We start from the raw sequence: 17,300 nt of genomic DNA, 5'->3' as shown, positions 1-17,300 counted from the left end.
ATTAGTAATGGATTTGATAAGTATGACCCTGTGGAATGAAGCACATTGCAGAGTTAGGGTGAGTTCATGAGAGGCCAATCAGAAACTTCTGGTTGGCTTTTTTTGTGATTTTTTGAAGTCTGTGAGTAGCGGGGAGAAGTTATTAGATATAGATTTTTCTGCATAAATGACTTGACACATGCAATTAGTTGTAACTATAATGAGTACAAATGAAAGTTGTAACTATGGTTGTTACATTTATTGATTCGAAGGGGGAGTATTATATTGAAATGAGTGTTAGTTGAAACAACTGTACAACCAGACTATGGGGGCAGAATAAGAACGGAATAAGAAATCAACAAATCGGCTGCTAGGTGCATTGTTATTAATAAACGGCAGCGACATAAAGAGAGGAAGATTAATTAAATGTTTACTAAAAAATCATCAGTGGGCGTTATGCTCGTTCTATGTTTCATGTTAATTCTGAGTGCTTGTTCAGGTACAGCAAGTAAAACCGAAACTGCGGCAGAATCTTCATCCAATGTTGTTGGTGCTGAAAATACAAAGAGTGAGGAAACAAACACACCAGCGGTGGAGCTGAAAGTGACCACCTATAATCCTGGGGAAAACAGCATTTTTGGCGTTTCATCAAACCTGATTGAAGGTCCAACTGAAGTCGTGCTCGTTGATGCTCAGTTCCAAAAGAATGATGCCGAGCAATTGGTCAAAATGATTAAAGATACGGGTAAAGAACTGACCACCGTATATATAAGCCACAAGGACCCGGACTATTACTTCGGTCTATCGGTAATCCGTGAGGCGTTCCCTGATGCGAAATTTGTTGCGACTCCAGCAACGGTGGAAGGAATCAAGGAAACAATTCAAGTGAAGAATGATTACTGGAATCCAATTCTGAAAGAAAATGCACCAACTGCACAGATTGTTCCGGACGTCCTTGATGGTGCTCAATTGACCGTAGATGGGGAAGCCGTAGAGATTATCGGTCTGGATGGTTCCGACCCGTCCCATACGTTCCTGTGGATTCCTTCCATTAAGACTGTTCTTGGTGGCGTTCCTGTCTACGAAAATTCGCACGTCTGGCTCGCAGATAACCAAACTCCAGAGAGCCGTGACTACTGGCGCCAACTGCTGGACCAAATTATTGCATTGAATCCAGAGCGAGTGATTCCAGGTCATTACCTGGGTACCAGTGCCGGGGATATATCGAGTGTTACGTTCACCCGTGATTATATTGCTAAGTTTGAAGCAGAGGCAGAGACAGCCAAAGATTCAAAAGAACTGATTGCAGCTATGGAAAAAGCATATCCGGACTTTACGAACACAGGCGATTTGGAAACAAGCGCTCAGGTAATTAAAGGCGAAATTTCTTGGCCTTGAGTCTATCGATGGACTTTTAGAAACGGTATAAGTAAAGGTCAAACATCCTTATCCTTTTACTAGGGAGGGATGTTTTTGCTTTCATTAGTCGTGTAGGGGTTTCTTTTCGGCGGCAGGTGTGATAGAACTGAGAAGTGGCTATCCTGTAATGGGATAAGCGGTTGTGAATCGGGAACATAGCTGGTTACAGAAAGGATGCTTAACGGATGTACGTTGTATGCAAAGAACACGTGGACATTGCCATCGATATGTTTGTCGATGAGTATGAGGACGCTCCAGATATCGTTGATCTGAAGGAGACGGAATTTGCCGACTGGGACCCGCCTGCGAAATGCGCCGAGTGCGAGCAGCACGCGGAATTCCTCGTCGTTTAGCGTACTGAAGGACTTAGACGGCTGGAGGCGTGACTTAATGTGGCGCTTCGGGCTGACTTTCCATCCGGTATGAACATCACAGCAAGAAGCCAAGGAGAGCGTGATGAGCGCTCTTTTTGGCTTTGTGGGGGAATTGGTGTAGTTGGTAGGCAGCGTGGAATTGGGCGGGGGTTTTAGGGGCTGACGATGGAGTAGTGGAGAGTAGGAGAAGATTAAGGTAGGTAGATGCCGAGTTCCGAGTTGGGAGTGAGCTAGGTTGTAGCAGGGGTGCGAGGTGTGTAGGTAATAGAAAACGAAGCCCGAGCCCGAGCATGGGAGAAAAGTGACGTTGGGTAACAGCGACGTGGGTAGGGATGGAGGCTTGGCTGGCCAAGTTGCTATAACGAACCGGAGACGTCTTATTTGGGGCAAACACCGCCTGGTTGAAATCTAACGAATCGTAGACACGTTACATTACTGAAAAGGCCTCGAAAGAGGTGGGGAAAGCTCGTTTTGACTGAGATAGCGTGTTTCAGATTCGTTAGATTTTAAAGGAGCCGAAATAGGGCTCAATAAGGTGAGTGGGATTCGTTAGAATTTGGAGAAATGTGTAGTATAGGTATAATACAGTTGGAACGAACGATGCTATGAAGCATCTTACTTATAGATGATGTCGCAAGACGATATAGAAGGAGTGTTCATTATGTTTATTCAGATTATTGGCGTAGGCAAATTGAAGGGAAAATATCTGACGCTGGGCATTCAGGAATATGCCAAGCGGCTCGCCCCGTACATCAAGTTTCAGATGATCGAGGTCGCAGACGAAAAGGCGCCCGATACCCTGAGCGAAGCTGAGGTTCGGGCGGTAAAAGAGCGCGAGGGCGAACGCATCCTCGCGCATGTGAAGAGCGAGGCGCATGTTGTCGCGCTCGCACTGGATGGCCAGCTCTGGAGTTCTGAGGAGCTGGCATTGGAGATCGACAAGCTCGGCACATATGGGACGAGCCATGTCGTGTTTGTCATCGGAGGAAGCCATGGGCTCTCCGATGAGGTATTGCGCCGCGCGAAGCAGCGCTTGAGCTTCGGGCGCATGACCCTGCCGCATCAGCTTATGCGGCTGGTGCTGGTGGAGCAGATTTATCGCGCTGTGAAGATAAATCGGGGGGAACCGTACCACAAGTAGGGCGAAATTTAGAACTATGAATTAAAGAAGGCAAGTACAAAGGAACCCTCTAAATAGAAGTAGAGGGTTCCTTTGTACTTATATTTATGGGATTTAGTAGGCTTAGCTAGGGTAAGCTTTGAAAGCAAGTAATATAAAAGCTATGCATAATATAAGGCATAAGACAAAGACAAATTGGTTGCCCTTAATTTCTCTGATAGAATATGCACCAAACAGCAGAGCTAAGTTAACTAGCATTAATGTGAAGTTACTGAAAACGAAAATTGATAAAATAAAAGTAATCAAAAATACTAGAAGGACAAATAAGAGCCACTTAGGATACATACTTAGATGAGCACGGATTGCACGGATTTGATTCACCTTCCTTCAAATTACATGATTCGACAAAAAATAATTAAATGGAACTATTTACTAATAAAATTATAAGTGACGGATTGTAATATGAAGTGCGACACCTACTGAAAATAAAAAAATGGCTCATAGCCTGATTCGTGTAGAATGAAAGTTACCACACCAGCATTCACACAAGGAGAATCAGTCCATGAGTTATTCACATCTTAGCATAATCGAACGTAGCAAGCTAGAAATCCTCCACAAGCAAGGCCAAAGTTCACGAGCCATTGCAAAGGAACTGGGTAGACATCCTTCCACGATTTGCCGTGAGCTAGATCGTGTTGTTGCATCGCATCCCTATCAGGCAGAACAAGCTCAGAACGCTTATGAGGAGCGTCGTAAGGTTTCTGTCTCTCCAGGTAAATGGTCAGACGCCTTGGCTGCTTCACTGGAGGAAAAACTTGAGGCAACGTGGTCTCCGGAACAAATCACTGAACGTTTCCGCACCGAAGGCCGGCGTGCAGTCTCTTTCAAAACCATCTACCGCTGGATCTACGCTGGGCGCTTGGTTCGAGGTGTATTACAGGTTCTTCGACACAAGGGGAAGCGCCAGAAACCCGCAGAAACTCGCGGTAAATTCGCTATTGGTCAATCCATTTCAGATCGCCCCAAAGAGGTTCGTTCCCGTGAAACGTTTGGACACTGGGAACTGGATACCGTCGTATCGGGTCGTGGGAAAAGTAAAGGATGCGTAGCGACGTTGATTGAACGCAAAACACGCTTATATACCGCTGTTCTCATGCCCGACCGTACCGCTTTGTCGATGGAGATTGCGCTCGGTGTAGCTATATCACAGTACCCTACTGGGACCTTCCTCACAGCTACGGCTGATCGAGGAAAGGAGTTTGCATGCTATGCCAATCTGGAAACGACCCACAACCTGCACGTTTATTTTGCTGATCCGTATTCGTCTTGGCAACGCGGTTCCAACGAGAATGCAAACGGGTTGCTTCGAGAGTTTTTCCCTAAAGGTACCGATCTCGCTCAAGTGGAGGATGAAGATCTCGCCCATTCACTCGATCTAATGAATCACAGACCACGAAAATGCTTGGGTTGGAGAACCGCTCACGAATCTTTCACAGAGGAACTGTCGCACTTAGTTTGACAATCCGTCAAGTATTAAAATTGCTAATGTAGTAATTATACCATTATACGGGAAGAAAGGAAGAAAAACATGTTTAAAAAGTTTATGGCTGTTGTATTAAGTGTTACATTATTGGGCAGTTCTTCTGCATTTGCAGCATCTGATTATACAGGAGGAGACATTGAGAAACAAAATTGGCAGAATACTTCTGAAGTGATACTTCAAGGAGAGCTAGTAGGTACTAAGTTACAAGATATATCCTATATTAGAGAAGTAGGCTCGGAGGGCGAGGTTAAGGTTACACTTACAACCAACACGCATTATGATTTGCTTCCAACAGCAAGTGCAGAGCAAAGAGAGGTTCTTCAAGATGGCACCAGAACTGATATAATTGAAGCAACTAAGGATGATGAACTATTGCTCAATGGAGAAGAGGTAAGAGACGAGAATAATTTAATTCCTAATTTATCTACCATGTCAGTTGCTAGTCCTAGAGCTTTTGCAGCTGCCGCGAATGATAAAGGTGGAATTCCGGCTGTTTGCCATTATTATGGAAACTTTAAAAATTACAGTTATGGATGTTATAATGGAGTCTCATTGTTTGGAAATCCTAAGGGAAGTAATATCCAGAAAACAAATATTCCTATTACTAATACGTATGCTATTAGAGCCCAGACAACCATTGATACGTTCCAAACAAACTACAACTCTATGTCAAAAAATTTAAAAGATTTTATTGGTGCAACAGGGTTAACAGTTCTCGGTATTGAGTCTATTATTGCTGCGATAGTAGCTGGAGGAGTAGCAGTAAATGAAGCAGGGAATGTACAAGTCAACTATAATGATGCCAACGATAACCTGAAGAAAGCTTACGGTTATATAAGTAACATGTAATTATTTTGTAAATTCTACTAGATCGATGCTCTGGTTGATAATTGTAAATATAAAAGAAACTGTTCTTTTTCAAACGGTGGCTAACATCTATTTGATCAAGGACAGTTTCTTTTTGTATAGAGATATAAAATGTAGTGTGGATATTATTGCCCTTCTAAATTTGAAAAACGGTTTTAATACTGGGTCAAAATTCTAGATGATAAGCGTTAGCTTATTACTAGCTCTGAGGGCTTTTCCTGACATCGGAAAAGCCCCTTCTGCTGATAATAGGGCAGAAGGGGCTTGGCTTAAAAAATGTTTCTGAGTTTCTTCATCGAAGGTAAGCTCGATGCTGTCTACTCGCTTCTTGTCATCTAGCGTAATCTTCTTCACGATTAGGTGCAGCAGGGTCTTGCGCTGCTGAAATGGGGATTGACGAAGTAGATCATCGAAGTTTGCCACTAGGGAACGCACAAGTTCATAAGATACAGGGTCAGCCTGATCATCCCGAAGCTCTAATTCTAGTTTTGACTTGCGGGTTAACTCAATATCCAGATCCTTGTTCAATATGCTCAGGCGCTCAGAAAACATACCGCGGTCAATATCGTCTATTTCATATAATTCGAGGTACTTGCGTTTCTTATCCTCCAGACTGGTGATACGTGTCTGTACTGCTGTTAACTCGTCTCGGAGCGGTTTGATCCGTCCGGATCGTCTTTCATTGACGCTGTGAATAACTCTTTGCAGAATCTCTGGATTGACCACGGCCTGTCTGATGCGTTCAGTCACCGCTTGTTCTGCTTCCACCAATGGCGTAAACTTCGTTATGTTAAGGAAATTGCAGAAGAAGTTTGGAATTAATCCATCTAAATAACGGAGGGGATGTAAAATGACGATACAAGCAGACCAAGAGACAATTATAGTTGAAGCGTTCATTAATGGTCAAAATGTAAAATCCCTTTCGCAGGTAGCAAAAGAGAATCCGACAAACCCAACTGAGATCGTAGGCTATTTCCCTGTCACTACGAAAGAACAAGCGGTTAAAGCAATTGAAGCGGCGGCAGGGGTTTTTAAAACATGGAAGCAGACCTCCATTGATGAACGCATTATCATGATGCGCAAGGCGATAGAGAAGATTAGAGCAGCTGAGAATGAAATTGTGCATTTGCTGTCTAGAGAGCATGGCAAGCCGCTGTATGATGCACACGGTGAAATTTATGTTTCGTTAATGTGGATGGAGTATGCTTGTAATGAAGCCAAATCGTCTCTACAGGAAGAGATCAAAGAGCATGAGAATGGTAAAACTATTCTTTCCTATGATCCAATGGGTGTGGTAGCAGCGATTAGTCCATGGAACTATCCCATTGCTTTATCTACGATTAAGATCGCTCCTGCCTTACTTGCGGGCAACACGATTGTGCTTAAACCAAGCCCATTTGCGCCACTGGCGGCAGCGAAGGTGGCAGAGATTATTGCGAGTGAGTTCCCGGCTGGTGTTATCAATGTCGTTCATGGTGATGCGGATGTGGGCGTTGAACTGACTAGTAATCCTTTGGTTACTAAAATCGCCTTTACAGGTGGAACCGAAACAGCTAAGCATATTATAAAAGCTGCTTCGGAAACGATTAAGGATATGACGCTTGAGCTTGGTGGTAATGATGCGGCTATCTTCTTGGAAAGCTTTGATGTTCATGATGAGCGAGCAATGCGCCGGATTGTCATTTCTAATTTCTTGACAGCAGGCCAAATCTGTATGATCGCCAAACGTGTGTATGTACACCGTTCTATTTATGATGAGTTTGTGGAAAATTATATAGAGGCGGCTAATCGCTGGATTCGAATTGGTGATCCATTTGATTCAAATACGACAGTAGGCCCGGTTAATAACCTGAAGCAGAAAAATTACGTGCTTGGTTTGGTTGAAGATGCGCAAAAGCGCGGGGCTAAGGTCATCCCTCTCGGCCAAATTCTTGATCAGAAGCTGTTTGAACAAGGTTACTACCTACAACCTACGCTTGTTTTAGGTTGCGATGTTCATGATCCGATTGTGGTGGAGGAACAGTTTGGTCCTACGGTTCCGATTCTGCCATTTGACGATGAAGAGCAGGTTATTAATCTACACAATGAAAGCATATATGGATTGACGAGTTCTGTGTGGGGGAAAGAAGAGGATGCCATCTCCGTCGCACGTCAACTCGAAGCTGGAACGACCATGATCAATACAGCTGCTGTGCAGGGGCTCGACGTTCGATTCCCTTTCGGTGGCTTCAAGCAATCTGGTATTGGCCGTGAATACGGCGCGGAAGGTATCCGCACTTATACAGAAAAGCATGTCATCAACGTTCCGAAGACACTGGATCTTCCTTATATACCAGAATAAATTTTATAGAGGTTGTTCAAAAAGTCTGCTTTTGATTACGAAGGATGCCTCTCGGCATCATCAGCGTCGAATATGGAATTCAACCGAAATAAGCGGGTGGCTTACGAAGTATGTTTCCTTTGGAAACATTGTGGTTGCTCACGTAGTTTTCCCTACGCTCCGCTACTCCATTTCTAGCTTCATCCCATCTTCTCGGTACTGAAAACCTGAGCTTAGCGAAACCATTCAAAGAGTAATCCAAGAAACAAAATTATATCTATATAAGTTGAACTAAAGATATATTCACACGTACACTCCGATGACAGAATAACCTTCCAATCGCTGTTATCCCCAGATTTTTTTGATTTCCTTTTCTCAAGGGAAAAATCCGGTGATAAAGGCGAACGCTTCGCTTTTTCAGGTTTTTTCTGTCCTCTCCGTTTCTGTGTAAATGATTATTTCAACTTATATAGGACAAGTTATAGCTAAAGAGTGAGATAGAATCTGGTGACAATCAAAAAAGTAAAGAAGCCACTCCATTTTTTTTGGAGTGGCTTTGTACTCAGCTATTATACGGTGAACGGCGGCTATTTTCTAGCTAGTGTCTCCCAAATTCCATGGAGCCAGGAGTCGAACTCAGCATCTTTGTCGCCCTCGTAAGTATCATAAATATCCAGACGTGTCTTTTGCAATTTTTCCTTAAATTGCTCAAATGTGTGACCTTCAGGAAGGCTTTTTTTAATCCGTAGCAAAATTTTGTTAAGACCTTTAAACAGCTCACCTTTGTTTTTGGCAGGCATTTGTACATCTTCATCCAACTGCTTGAGCTTGCGATATGCAGCTTCGCGCACTTGAAACACTTGATCACTTTTCAAAACATAATGTAGCAACTGTATGGTAGGGACTGTATCCCAGTTTCCCAATTCGTTCACCGCATTCAGTCTATCTCTCCAGCTTGCCGTCCGATTAGCTGCTCGTTTGAGCTCTTCAAAGTTTTCCGGTAGTTCGTTAACTGCTCCAACATCATGGTTGTTCGTCAAAGTTCAATCTCCTTAATCATCGCCATCTCGGCAGAATGATGAATGTTAATCAGGTGAACACCATTATAGCACGAACCTGGCTAAACTACTTCATTAAAGCCGATTGGTTAGCCTAAAAATCACATTCACCAATTCATGTTTTTGCATGGGCAACAGGATGGGAATTTTTGTGTTCCATCCAGCTTGCCCACTTGTTTTTGTATGTAATCACTTATAAAGATGTATCAACCTATCTATTCTTCTTGACAATCTTTTTTTTCTTAATGAAGTCTACCGTGAACACCCAACCAATCAGTCCACATAAAACAAAACCAAACGCATGCAGAGATCCGTAAACGGGAATGAAATCAAGTATGGTTAAGAAAAATATCTTTTTTAGTAGCGGATATAAAATAGAAAGCACGACAACCGTGTAAAAGGCTAGACAAGATAGGCCTAAAAAGAAGGTCGCCTTATTATCCAAAGAGTTTTTCCTCAAGTAAGCAAGGAGATAAGCGGTGTAAACCACAATATTACAGGCGAACAAAGTGACACCAATGTATTCAATTGGCTTGGAGAAAATCATACCAATAGCAATCAAGATTGGTCCGATAATATCGATGGCAACGACCCAGGGATACCAACTTTTCTTCGTCATGATGCGTCCCAGTGCACCAATAAAAATTGGAACGATCGCAGATGAAAAATGAAAGTGAACTGAGCTTAACGCGTGCGTTGTAGGATTAGCTTGGAAGAGGTTTACTTGATATTGATATAAGGTAAACCAAATGCCTCCGATAAAAAAATAAACGAGCCCTGCGCCAATCGCTATTTCCGCTGCTTTTCCTTTAGAGATCACAATAGTGGTTAAGCCATAGATGCCAAGCAGCAGTGTGAACAGTAGCCATCCAAGGGACAGAATCCCTGGGATTGCCGTACTTTCTAACCCCCACATCTTACTACTCATTACCGAGGCTAGGGTAAGAAGCGCAGCGGGAAATTGAAGCCATTTAATAGCAGCATAAATCATTCGTTGATGTTTATTCTTTTCGTCATGGTTCAAAAGTAAAATCACAAGAGGTACAATGACGAAAGCCGCAAACAGTAGAAATTTTTCAACAAGTTCGAATTGAAAGTAATCAAGATAAAATATCAGAATGGTTATGATTCCACCGGGAAACACTGGTGCTAATAATGATTTCATTAGTTGCTTCAAGGAACTATTCATGGGGTTTCCTTTCTAACTACGTTTATCGTAATAACTGTCTGCATCCAGTTGTGTAGCGTTCTTTAGTATAGATCGGCAATTCTTCTTTTAGTAGTCTAACACATTTATTTGTCAATATATGAAAATAAGCTTATCTTACTGCGAGAAGGATCGATATGGGAGAATATCAGTCAGATCAGTACTGTGATTTTCCCCAAGAAAACGAAAGCTATGTTCACCGAATCGCTCGTACAAGGAAGAGCGGGAAAATCGAGGACAGCAATCTCCTTCGCCACGCCGACAGAGGACAGGTTGATGTAGTCATGGGAAAATAGCCCTTCCGCTCTTCAAAGGCGAGCCTTCTGGTATTATCAAGCTCGATTGAGATGGACTGGATAAACACCGCCTGATAACACCGAAGACTTACTATCTGCAATTGAAGCTAATATTACGCAGGAAGAACCGGAAGTTCAATGGGTTATGAATTTTCATAGCGTAGGGAAGGACTTATCATGGAAGGAACTAACGAGGTTCACGGAGGCACACATTTTTTAAATAGGTAGCAAAGCTCATGATGTTCATCCGCATATTCCGATTTTTTCCTTCGAGTGTATTCATCATGATACCGCCCTCCCTCCATGACATTCGTTTTCTGCTAGAGCCTATTACGCTCCATCCATGCTGTTGCCCAGTCGATCAAAGGTCGTTGTTCCAAGAACCGGACATCGGCGTTTCCGACTTTATGAATATTCACGTTCTTTTCGGTATCGTACTGCAGCCCCAATGGAATAAAATCTTCGTCGTTTACGGCTTGGGTCTTGTAGGTTACCCATTCGCGCTTGCCGTTAATGATCATGGCACTGCTTTCCTCAGAGTACTTCTTGCCAGGAAAATTTGCTCTTGTTTCCGCCAAATGCAGCGACGTGTTTTTTTCGTAGCCGACGCCAACCAAAAGCACGTAGCCGTCTAACTGGTACAGCTTATCCAACGGGGAGCCATCTCCAAAAATGTTGCTTAAATCATGGTTTTCCGTTATATATGACGCATGCTTGCCCACCGCCGCTATGGAACGCGCAGGGTGGTGGGATCTTTGGGCTCCCGGCCACTTGCGAAACATCTCAGCTACGACACCCATACCGATTGCGGGGGTAACCTCTTTATCATAAGCAGGCCAGTGTTCTCTAATGGTAGGCCACCACTCTACGGGCTCCTCCCAATGTACGCCTGTAGACGGATCGAGATTTTTCCATGTTTGGGATGGCATGATCAGAGTTCCTTTTGCTCCGATGATTTCAAGAAGGGATCGAATGAACGTCTCGGCTCCGCCTACAACAAAACCAAGCTTGCTTAACGAAGTATGAACCATGATGGTGTGTCCTTCCATGAGTCCGCAGCCTTTGAACTCGTCGATGAGGTCTTCTTTGGTTAGGATCGCTCTTGTTTCCTTCATAATCATAATTAGAATCTCCACCTTGTCATTTTAATAAAAAAACAAAAAGACAACCCGGCTACAAGTAGCGGGGTTGTCTCTAGCAATGCTAGCGAAGCAGTGCCCTGATATTTCATTATATTGTAGCAATCCTTTATCTATGCAGCAATAACTTTTACTTTGTTTCAGGAAGGCTGAGAGTTGATTATATTGGTGGTATTGGACAAGAGCAGAAAACAAAATTCGTGAAAGTATCATATTGAACGGGAATCCAATAAGTTACTTCATCGGACGTTAATAAACTATCAACTTCCTTGGAAAACCAAAAGAGCCGCGTATCACGCGGCTCTCCATCTGATTTTAGCGCCCGCCCGTATTGGAAGCCCAGACAGGAATCCAACTGTTCGGATAATTGCTATTGGTCAGGGTTGTGTTATAGAGAACTAAATTCCCATCACTTTGCATGACTAGTGTGTCACCCGTTGTATCTGCCGGTAGCCCGCTTCCGTGGTGGCCAGGAATCCATGCTGCAGTATTCGCAAACCAGGCGTCTACCTGTCTAGTAGTGTCCGTTACCAACACTGTATCCCAGCCTGGACCCCAATAATATTCGTATTTCCCTGTGGCAGGGTTGGTTCCCCAGCGATAAGCATATTGGTACACCGTGTGCCACTTTGTAGCATATTTATAGATGATAGGTTTCCCATATTGGGTTTCAAACTTAAACGAAATCGCCCCGTTGTTACTAGTACCACTACTCCAAAGAGAAGAACCATTCTGATAGATGACAAAATTCCCGTCATTCTGCCAAATGGCTGAGAACCTGCCATCTTGGGAAGTGAGATAGTCGCCCTTCGCCATGCTTTGGCCGATAGTGAGCTTGTCCCCAAGGTAGCCGGCAGAAGCCGTCGCTGGTACGGCAAATGCTAAAATCAACAAGCAAGCCATAAGAATTCGAATAGATCTGGGGAAAAGTTGTTTGTTCATTGGACACGCTCCTATGTTTTTTATATTGGTAGGAAAGACGGGAAACCAAGATCTTAAATGCTCCCAACGGTCACCTCCTTTAATAGAAAGTGTGAAAATTTTTGATACAAATTATGTAATGGGATGTGTGCTTTTTAGGAGATGGAAGCTACGTATATGCTTGTTCTTTAGTAGAGGAGTCGCATCATCAGGTAAGAACACATACTTTATTTTCCATTATATCAACAAAAATTATAAAATCCATATTTTTCTATATCAAAATTCTGAATCTATCACTCACGTGCAATGCGTCATAACCTCTCGTCTCCTGAGCTAGATAAGACCTAGCATTAGCTTCAATAAATTGAAGCCAAACACTAATTATGGTACAGATCCAGATACGGGCATGTTTTTCTCTAGCAATCTCCCAACTTTTTTACATCTATTTTATATATTTAACGATTTTTATGAATTGAACTATGGTAAAATATCTCAAGATCTAAATTTGGAGAGGGGTTTTGTAATTCATGTCTTGGAAAAAAATTTTGGGGAAAAGCACACTGCGTGTAGCTACTGCTGCACTATTAGTCACCCAACTATTGGGCGCAGCAGGTTCTGTCTCTGCCGCAGGCAACGATGTAGAAGTACACTTGATTGGAATCAATGACTTCCACGGTCAGTTAGACACCACATCGATGGTTAGTGATAAAAAGGCAGGATCTGCTCCGATTCTAGCAACCTATCTCAAAGAAGCTCAAGCAAAATATGAACATTCCCTACTCTTCCATAATGGGGACTCTGTTGGTGCATCTGCTCCAGTCTCATCTCTTGATCGTGACGAGCCTACGATGGAATGGATGAATATGATGGGCTTTGATGTAGCTTCTCTGGGCAATCATGAATTCGACCATGGTATCGCTGCATTAAAAGCACAAATCTTTGGTGGCCTTGATCCCAAAGAAGGTAAGGTAACTCATGCTGGTGCAAAATTTGATTACGTCAATGCTAACGTCATTGAAACCGCTACTGGCAAAACATTGATTCAGCCCTATGTAATTAAAGAAGTGGGCGGAGTCAAAATTGGATTCATCGGATTAGTGACTAAATCTACACCTGCCAAAGTATCCCCATCGGGTACCGCTGGTGTGCGTTTCTTAAGCGCAGAAGAAGAAGTTGAAGCAGTTAATAAATATGCAAAAGAATTGCAAGATAAGGGTGTAGAAACGATCATCGTCTTGGCACATGATCCAGCAACCACCAAAGAAGGCGTAACTACTGGAGAAGCGGCTGATTTGGCAAAAGCATTACCAGCAGATTCCCCTGTTGACGTTATCGTGGCAGGTGACAATCATGCTTTAGCTAACGGTGAAGTGAATGGAAAGTTGATTGTTCAGGCTTATTCATATGGTACGGCATTTGAAGATATCAAGCTGATGATTGACCCTGCTACTGGGGATGTAACCGAAAAATCAGCTACGGTTACAACGACTTTCCAAGAGGGTGTAAAAGAAGACCCTGAAACGTTGGCTATCATTAAAAAATCATTGGACAAGCATCCTGAGCTAACGAAGCCAGTAGGTACAACAGATGGCTCTGTCACTCGTACAGATGCTTATAATAACGAAGCCCCTCTGGGGAACCTGATTGCAGATGCCATGCGTCAAGCAGACTTTGGTGATAAAGCAAGCGATGCTGACTTTGCATTTATGAATCCAGGTGGTATTCGTGCGGATCTGCCAAAAGGCGATGTGACCTTTGCTGATCTTGCTAAAATCCAACCGTTTGGCAATACTTTAGTGAAACTGGAGCTGACTGGCGAACAGGTTAAAACCCTGTTGCAGCAGCAATGGGGTACCAATGCTGACGGTACACCCAACACCAAAACACTACAAATCTCTGGTTTGAAATATACTACAGATTTCAACAAGCCGATTGCAGAACGTATTACGAGTCTTAGTCTGGAAGATGGTACACCCATTGATTCTAAAAAAACATATACGGCTGTAGTTAATAACTTTATGGCCGCAGGTGGAGACAACTATAAAGTGCTAGTGGATGCTAAATCATCCTTGGCAGGCCCTATCGATCTGGATGTATTCTATCAGTACATCGTAGATACGTATAAAGGCGGCGCTATTCAAGCTAAAAATGAAGGACGCATCACCAACCTGGCTGCATCTACCGACCCAACAGAAACACCTGTAACCACAGAGGTCATTTCTCGTGCTGAATTTGTAAGTGCTCTGGTCGACATGTTGAAACTAAACGAAGTAACTACAGCACCTGCATTCAAGGATGTTGCTGCGAATGCTGCATATGCAGATGCGATTGCTGAAGCTACACATGCTGGTTTCATTCAGGGCTACGGGGGTAACTTCTATCCTGATCGTGACATCACGCGTGAAGAAGCGGCTACAATTCTTGCTAAATTGGTAAACGATCAAGCTACGGATAAAAATGCCGCTACGATCATTGCTGGCTTTGAAGATGGCAAATCCGTGTCTGTCTATGCGATTAAGCCTATGGCAAAACTGATTGACAAAGGTATTCTTGGTGGAACAGATAAAAAATCGCTCCAACCTAAACAAGGTCTTACTACTAACGATGCCAAAGCATTAATTGAAAAAACTGTTGCAGCAAAAGCTTCTTAATGTAGAACTTATTCAAACCTTATATTAAAATAGGAAAACACATCCGATTGGGAGAATGCTATATCCCAATCGGATGTGTTTTTTTCATGCTTACATGCGGTCGATCTCTTCTACGCTACTGGGCAGGATATTGAATATGCTCCTAGAATTATGTTTTGGAAGGTAATTTAATATTTAGACTGAAAGGATAGGGCAAATGATTAAATACAGAATGGCAACTCCAGATGAGCGCGAAGAATGTATAGATTTAGCTAACTATGCTTTTCACTTAGATTTTGAAACCCTGATGCCCAAAGGGTATGGGAAGAACGTAGATTCTTCAGCCATGCATAAGGTTGCTGTGGATGAGAAAGGCAGGCTGCGCGCACAGGTGGCTGTTTTTCCAGAGCCTCTGACGGTATGTGACTTTACTCTGCGAACCGGCTATTTGGGTACTGTATCGGTCCATCCACGGGCCCGCGGCGAAGGTCATATGAAGGTGCTCATGGACATGTGGCTTGAGGAACTGCGCAATACGTGTGATATGGTTGTATTATATGGTCAGCGACAGAGATATGAGTATTTTGGCTTCACACTTGGCGGTGTAAAGCTCAAGTATTTCGTGGGAGAGGCCAACGTGCGCCATGGCTTAAAATATGTGAACGACACAGGAATATCCTTCAGGCCGTTATTCGAGATTGAAGGAGCAGAGTCCTTTGCGCATAGCATGAACACCTCGCGGCTTGCTTATGTTGAACGTACAGTGCCGCAATTACCGCTTATTTTCAACAGCCTCCATCAAAAGGCGCTGGGCGTCCTGGATCAAGATAAGCTGATCGGGTATCTGATTGTAAACGAAGCAGGCGATGAAATATCTGAATTCGCGTTGGAAAGTGCGGACGATATTTCACGGACGATCAAGGCTTATAGGGGATATAGCAGAGCAGACCGTATAACTGTTTATACACCGGAATATGACATTCCGCTGAATACAACTCTTGGTAGCATTGCGGAAGACTATGTTATTGAGACATCTGATATGTATCATATTTTGGATTTTGCTAATGTATTGAAGGCTTATCTGACGCTTAAGTTTAAGACCACAGGAGTTATACATGGGGAATTCTCCGCAGTCATGGACGGTCAGCCGATTACTGCGCGAGTGGATGCAAGTGGCGTGAGCGTCGAGCGATCGGCTAAGCCCGATGCAGTTGTCCTTGATAAGCAGCAGGCTCAGGCGCTTTTACTTACACAACATGGTCGTTATATGGCAGTTGCTGCGCCCGTTGGGTGGTTTCCGCTACCGATATTCTGGTACAAGGTTGATAAATTCTGACGAATCCAACGAGTCACGATAGCCCCAAATAAGATCATAAAACAAGCCAGAGGCGATCACTGAAACGTGTGCCATTGGCTTTTCTCTTTTTGTAATGTTTCGTAAAACGATATTATACTTACATATGACAATTTAGATAGCTTCTGTATAATAAAACCTGATTCCATAGATGAAGGGACTGAACTATGCGCAGATATCAATATTTTAAACCTAACTATTAAATTAAATGGAGGTAAAAGTATTGATTACAGAATTACACACCGAACGTTTACATTTGAGAAAAATGAAGGTATCGGATTCACCTAGCTTGTTTAAAATTTGGTCTGATTCGGATGTTACACAATTTATGAACGTGAGTTGTTTTACGGATGTAGAGCAAGCCAAAGAAATGATCACTCTTCTCGATGATCTTTCTCAAGATCGTAAGGCTATTCGTTTCTCCATAATACAGAAGGAGTCCAATGAAATTATAGGCTCATGTGGGTATAACTCCTTGGATTTTGGCAACTTAAAAGCAGAAATTGGATATGATATTGCTAAATCATACTGGGGAAAAGGATACGCTTCAGAAGCGGTCTGTTCTTTGGTAGATCACGCATTTTCCTCTTTAAAGCTGAATCGAATTGAAGCCAAGGTTAATCCCGAGAATTTGAATTCTATTAAGCTTTTGCAAAAGCTCCATTTTACGTTGGAAGGAACGCTTAGGGAGTATGAACGAGTAGGAGATCGGTTCAACGATATTAATATGTATTCAAAATTGGCATCAGCTTTCTGCTCCGCATATGTATCTTCTGAATAATTTGAACGGCTAGTATAGTATTCATGTTCGAATATTTTCAGCCCTGTCTCTCATTGTAGTTTGATCGACAAAACGATGTTTCTATGATAGGGTGAAGGCATCCCATAGGCATTCTACTCTTCCGAGTAGAGTGCCTTCATGTATATCATGGGAGTTTACATTAAATGTATTTAAAATGAATTCGAAAGAATATGGAGGTGGTGATGCTATGTTTCTCTCTTTAGCCCCATTAGGGGATGGTTGGGTGATTATAAAAAATATGAAAATATCATTTAATAAAGAGGAGCGAACA

The 17,300-nt window shown here is 42.9% G+C and carries 14 protein-coding genes and 1 pseudogene; 10 read left to right on the top strand and 5 right to left on the bottom strand.

What is annotated here, in order from left to right; all coding sequences use genetic code 11:
- The first annotated feature begins 405 nt into the window (after window positions 1-405).
- The 5 genes from ACR32F_RS32110 (at window position 406) to ACR32F_RS32090 (ending at window position 5,284) form a co-directional block, all read left to right on the top strand.
- On the top strand, window positions 406-1,377 hold the full coding sequence (locus ACR32F_RS32110; RefSeq protein ID WP_440114914.1) for an MBL fold metallo-hydrolase: 972 nt from the start codon (window positions 406-408) through the stop codon (window positions 1,375-1,377).
- Window positions 1,378-1,583: 206 nt separating this feature from the next.
- A complete protein-coding gene (locus ACR32F_RS32105; RefSeq protein ID WP_017691462.1) occupies window positions 1,584-1,751 on the top strand; it encodes a CxxH/CxxC protein in 168 nt (55 codons plus the stop codon).
- A 682-nt stretch (window positions 1,752-2,433) separates the two neighbouring features.
- Window positions 2,434-2,913 (top strand): 23S rRNA (pseudouridine(1915)-N(3))-methyltransferase RlmH, encoded by a 480-nt coding sequence (gene rlmH / locus ACR32F_RS32100; protein WP_440114910.1) that lies wholly within the window; start codon window positions 2,434-2,436, stop codon window positions 2,911-2,913.
- Between the two features lie 541 nt (window positions 2,914-3,454).
- The gene (locus ACR32F_RS32095; protein ID WP_440108877.1) at window positions 3,455-4,411 is read left to right on the top strand and encodes an IS30 family transposase; all 957 of its coding nucleotides are present in this window, start codon (window positions 3,455-3,457) and stop codon (window positions 4,409-4,411) included.
- 69 nt (window positions 4,412-4,480) lie between these two features.
- The gene (locus tag ACR32F_RS32090; RefSeq protein WP_440114907.1) at window positions 4,481-5,284 is read left to right on the top strand and encodes a hypothetical protein; all 804 of its coding nucleotides are present in this window, start codon (window positions 4,481-4,483) and stop codon (window positions 5,282-5,284) included.
- A gap of 192 nt (window positions 5,285-5,476) precedes the next feature.
- On the opposite strand, the gene ACR32F_RS32085 is transcribed toward ACR32F_RS32090, so the two are convergent.
- A complete protein-coding gene (locus tag ACR32F_RS32085; RefSeq protein ID WP_440114904.1) occupies window positions 5,477-6,052 on the bottom strand; it encodes a hypothetical protein in 576 nt (191 codons plus the stop codon).
- A gap of 100 nt (window positions 6,053-6,152) precedes the next feature.
- Between ACR32F_RS32085 and ACR32F_RS32080 the strand changes: the two genes are divergently transcribed.
- Window positions 6,153-7,643 (top strand): aldehyde dehydrogenase family protein, encoded by a 1,491-nt coding sequence (locus tag ACR32F_RS32080; protein WP_440114901.1) that lies wholly within the window; start codon window positions 6,153-6,155, stop codon window positions 7,641-7,643.
- A gap of 566 nt (window positions 7,644-8,209) precedes the next feature.
- Here the strand turns inward: ACR32F_RS32080 and ACR32F_RS32075 are convergent.
- Together ACR32F_RS32075 and ACR32F_RS32070 are read right to left on the bottom strand one after the other, a co-directional pair.
- Window positions 8,210-8,662 (bottom strand): HEAT repeat domain-containing protein, encoded by a 453-nt coding sequence (locus ACR32F_RS32075; RefSeq protein ID WP_440114898.1) that lies wholly within the window; start codon window positions 8,660-8,662, stop codon window positions 8,210-8,212.
- A gap of 229 nt (window positions 8,663-8,891) precedes the next feature.
- Entirely contained in the window at window positions 8,892-9,869 is a 978-nt protein-coding gene (locus tag ACR32F_RS32070; protein ID WP_440114895.1) for a YndJ family transporter, read from the bottom strand.
- A 300-nt stretch (window positions 9,870-10,169) separates the two neighbouring features.
- On the opposite strand from ACR32F_RS32070, the pseudogene ACR32F_RS32065 reads away from it, so the two are divergent.
- Window positions 10,170-10,337 (top strand): annotated as a pseudogene (locus tag ACR32F_RS32065) (DNA alkylation repair protein); the annotation flags it as partial.
- A 166-nt stretch (window positions 10,338-10,503) separates the two neighbouring features.
- Here ACR32F_RS32065 and ACR32F_RS32060 read toward each other — a convergent pair.
- Both ACR32F_RS32060 and ACR32F_RS32055 read right to left on the bottom strand, forming a co-directional pair.
- Window positions 10,504-11,304, bottom strand: a complete 801-nt coding sequence (locus ACR32F_RS32060) for an aminoglycoside N(3)-acetyltransferase (RefSeq protein ID WP_440114892.1) — start codon at window positions 11,302-11,304, stop codon at window positions 10,504-10,506.
- Window positions 11,305-11,637: 333 nt separating this feature from the next.
- On the bottom strand, window positions 11,638-12,213 hold the full coding sequence (locus ACR32F_RS32055; protein ID WP_440114889.1) for a hypothetical protein: 576 nt from the start codon (window positions 12,211-12,213) through the stop codon (window positions 11,638-11,640).
- Window positions 12,214-12,770: 557 nt separating this feature from the next.
- On the opposite strand from ACR32F_RS32055, the gene ACR32F_RS32050 reads away from it, so the two are divergent.
- From ACR32F_RS32050 to ACR32F_RS32040, 3 genes are all read left to right on the top strand, one after another.
- Entirely contained in the window at window positions 12,771-14,894 is a 2,124-nt protein-coding gene (locus tag ACR32F_RS32050) for a 5'-nucleotidase C-terminal domain-containing protein (RefSeq protein ID WP_440114886.1), read from the top strand.
- Between the two features lie 196 nt (window positions 14,895-15,090).
- The gene (locus tag ACR32F_RS32045; RefSeq protein WP_440114884.1) at window positions 15,091-16,209 is read left to right on the top strand and encodes a GNAT family N-acetyltransferase; all 1,119 of its coding nucleotides are present in this window, start codon (window positions 15,091-15,093) and stop codon (window positions 16,207-16,209) included.
- Window positions 16,210-16,450: 241 nt separating this feature from the next.
- Window positions 16,451-17,008 (top strand): GNAT family N-acetyltransferase, encoded by a 558-nt coding sequence (locus tag ACR32F_RS32040; RefSeq protein WP_440114881.1) that lies wholly within the window; start codon window positions 16,451-16,453, stop codon window positions 17,006-17,008.
- Window positions 17,009-17,300 lie beyond the last annotated feature (292 nt).

Source organism: Paenibacillus hebaui, from assembly GCF_051934385.1.
Taxonomy (GTDB): Bacteria; Bacillota; Bacilli; order Paenibacillales; family Paenibacillaceae; genus Paenibacillus.
This window is presented reverse-complemented; position numbering and strand designations above follow the sequence as displayed.

Excerpts from the sequence above, each read along its gene's own strand:
- ACR32F_RS32060 (WP_440114892.1), bottom strand. The coding sequence starts at position 11,304 with ATGATTATGAAGGAAACAAGAGCGATCCTAACCAAAGAAGACCTCATC.
- ACR32F_RS32095 (WP_440108877.1), top strand. The coding sequence starts at position 3,455 with ATGAGTTATTCACATCTTAGCATAATCGAACGTAGCAAGCTAGAAATC.
- ACR32F_RS32105 (WP_017691462.1), top strand. The coding sequence starts at position 1,584 with ATGTACGTTGTATGCAAAGAACACGTGGACATTGCCATCGATATGTTT.
- ACR32F_RS32045 (WP_440114884.1), top strand. The coding sequence starts at position 15,091 with ATGATTAAATACAGAATGGCAACTCCAGATGAGCGCGAAGAATGTATA.
- ACR32F_RS32110 (WP_440114914.1), top strand. The coding sequence starts at position 406 with ATGTTTACTAAAAAATCATCAGTGGGCGTTATGCTCGTTCTATGTTTC.
- ACR32F_RS32050 (WP_440114886.1), top strand. The coding sequence starts at position 12,771 with ATGTCTTGGAAAAAAATTTTGGGGAAAAGCACACTGCGTGTAGCTACT.
- ACR32F_RS32090 (WP_440114907.1), top strand. The coding sequence starts at position 4,481 with ATGTTTAAAAAGTTTATGGCTGTTGTATTAAGTGTTACATTATTGGGC.
- rlmH (WP_440114910.1), top strand. The coding sequence starts at position 2,434 with ATGTTTATTCAGATTATTGGCGTAGGCAAATTGAAGGGAAAATATCTG.
- ACR32F_RS32070 (WP_440114895.1), bottom strand. The coding sequence starts at position 9,869 with ATGAATAGTTCCTTGAAGCAACTAATGAAATCATTATTAGCACCAGTG.
- ACR32F_RS32080 (WP_440114901.1), top strand. The coding sequence starts at position 6,153 with ATGACGATACAAGCAGACCAAGAGACAATTATAGTTGAAGCGTTCATT.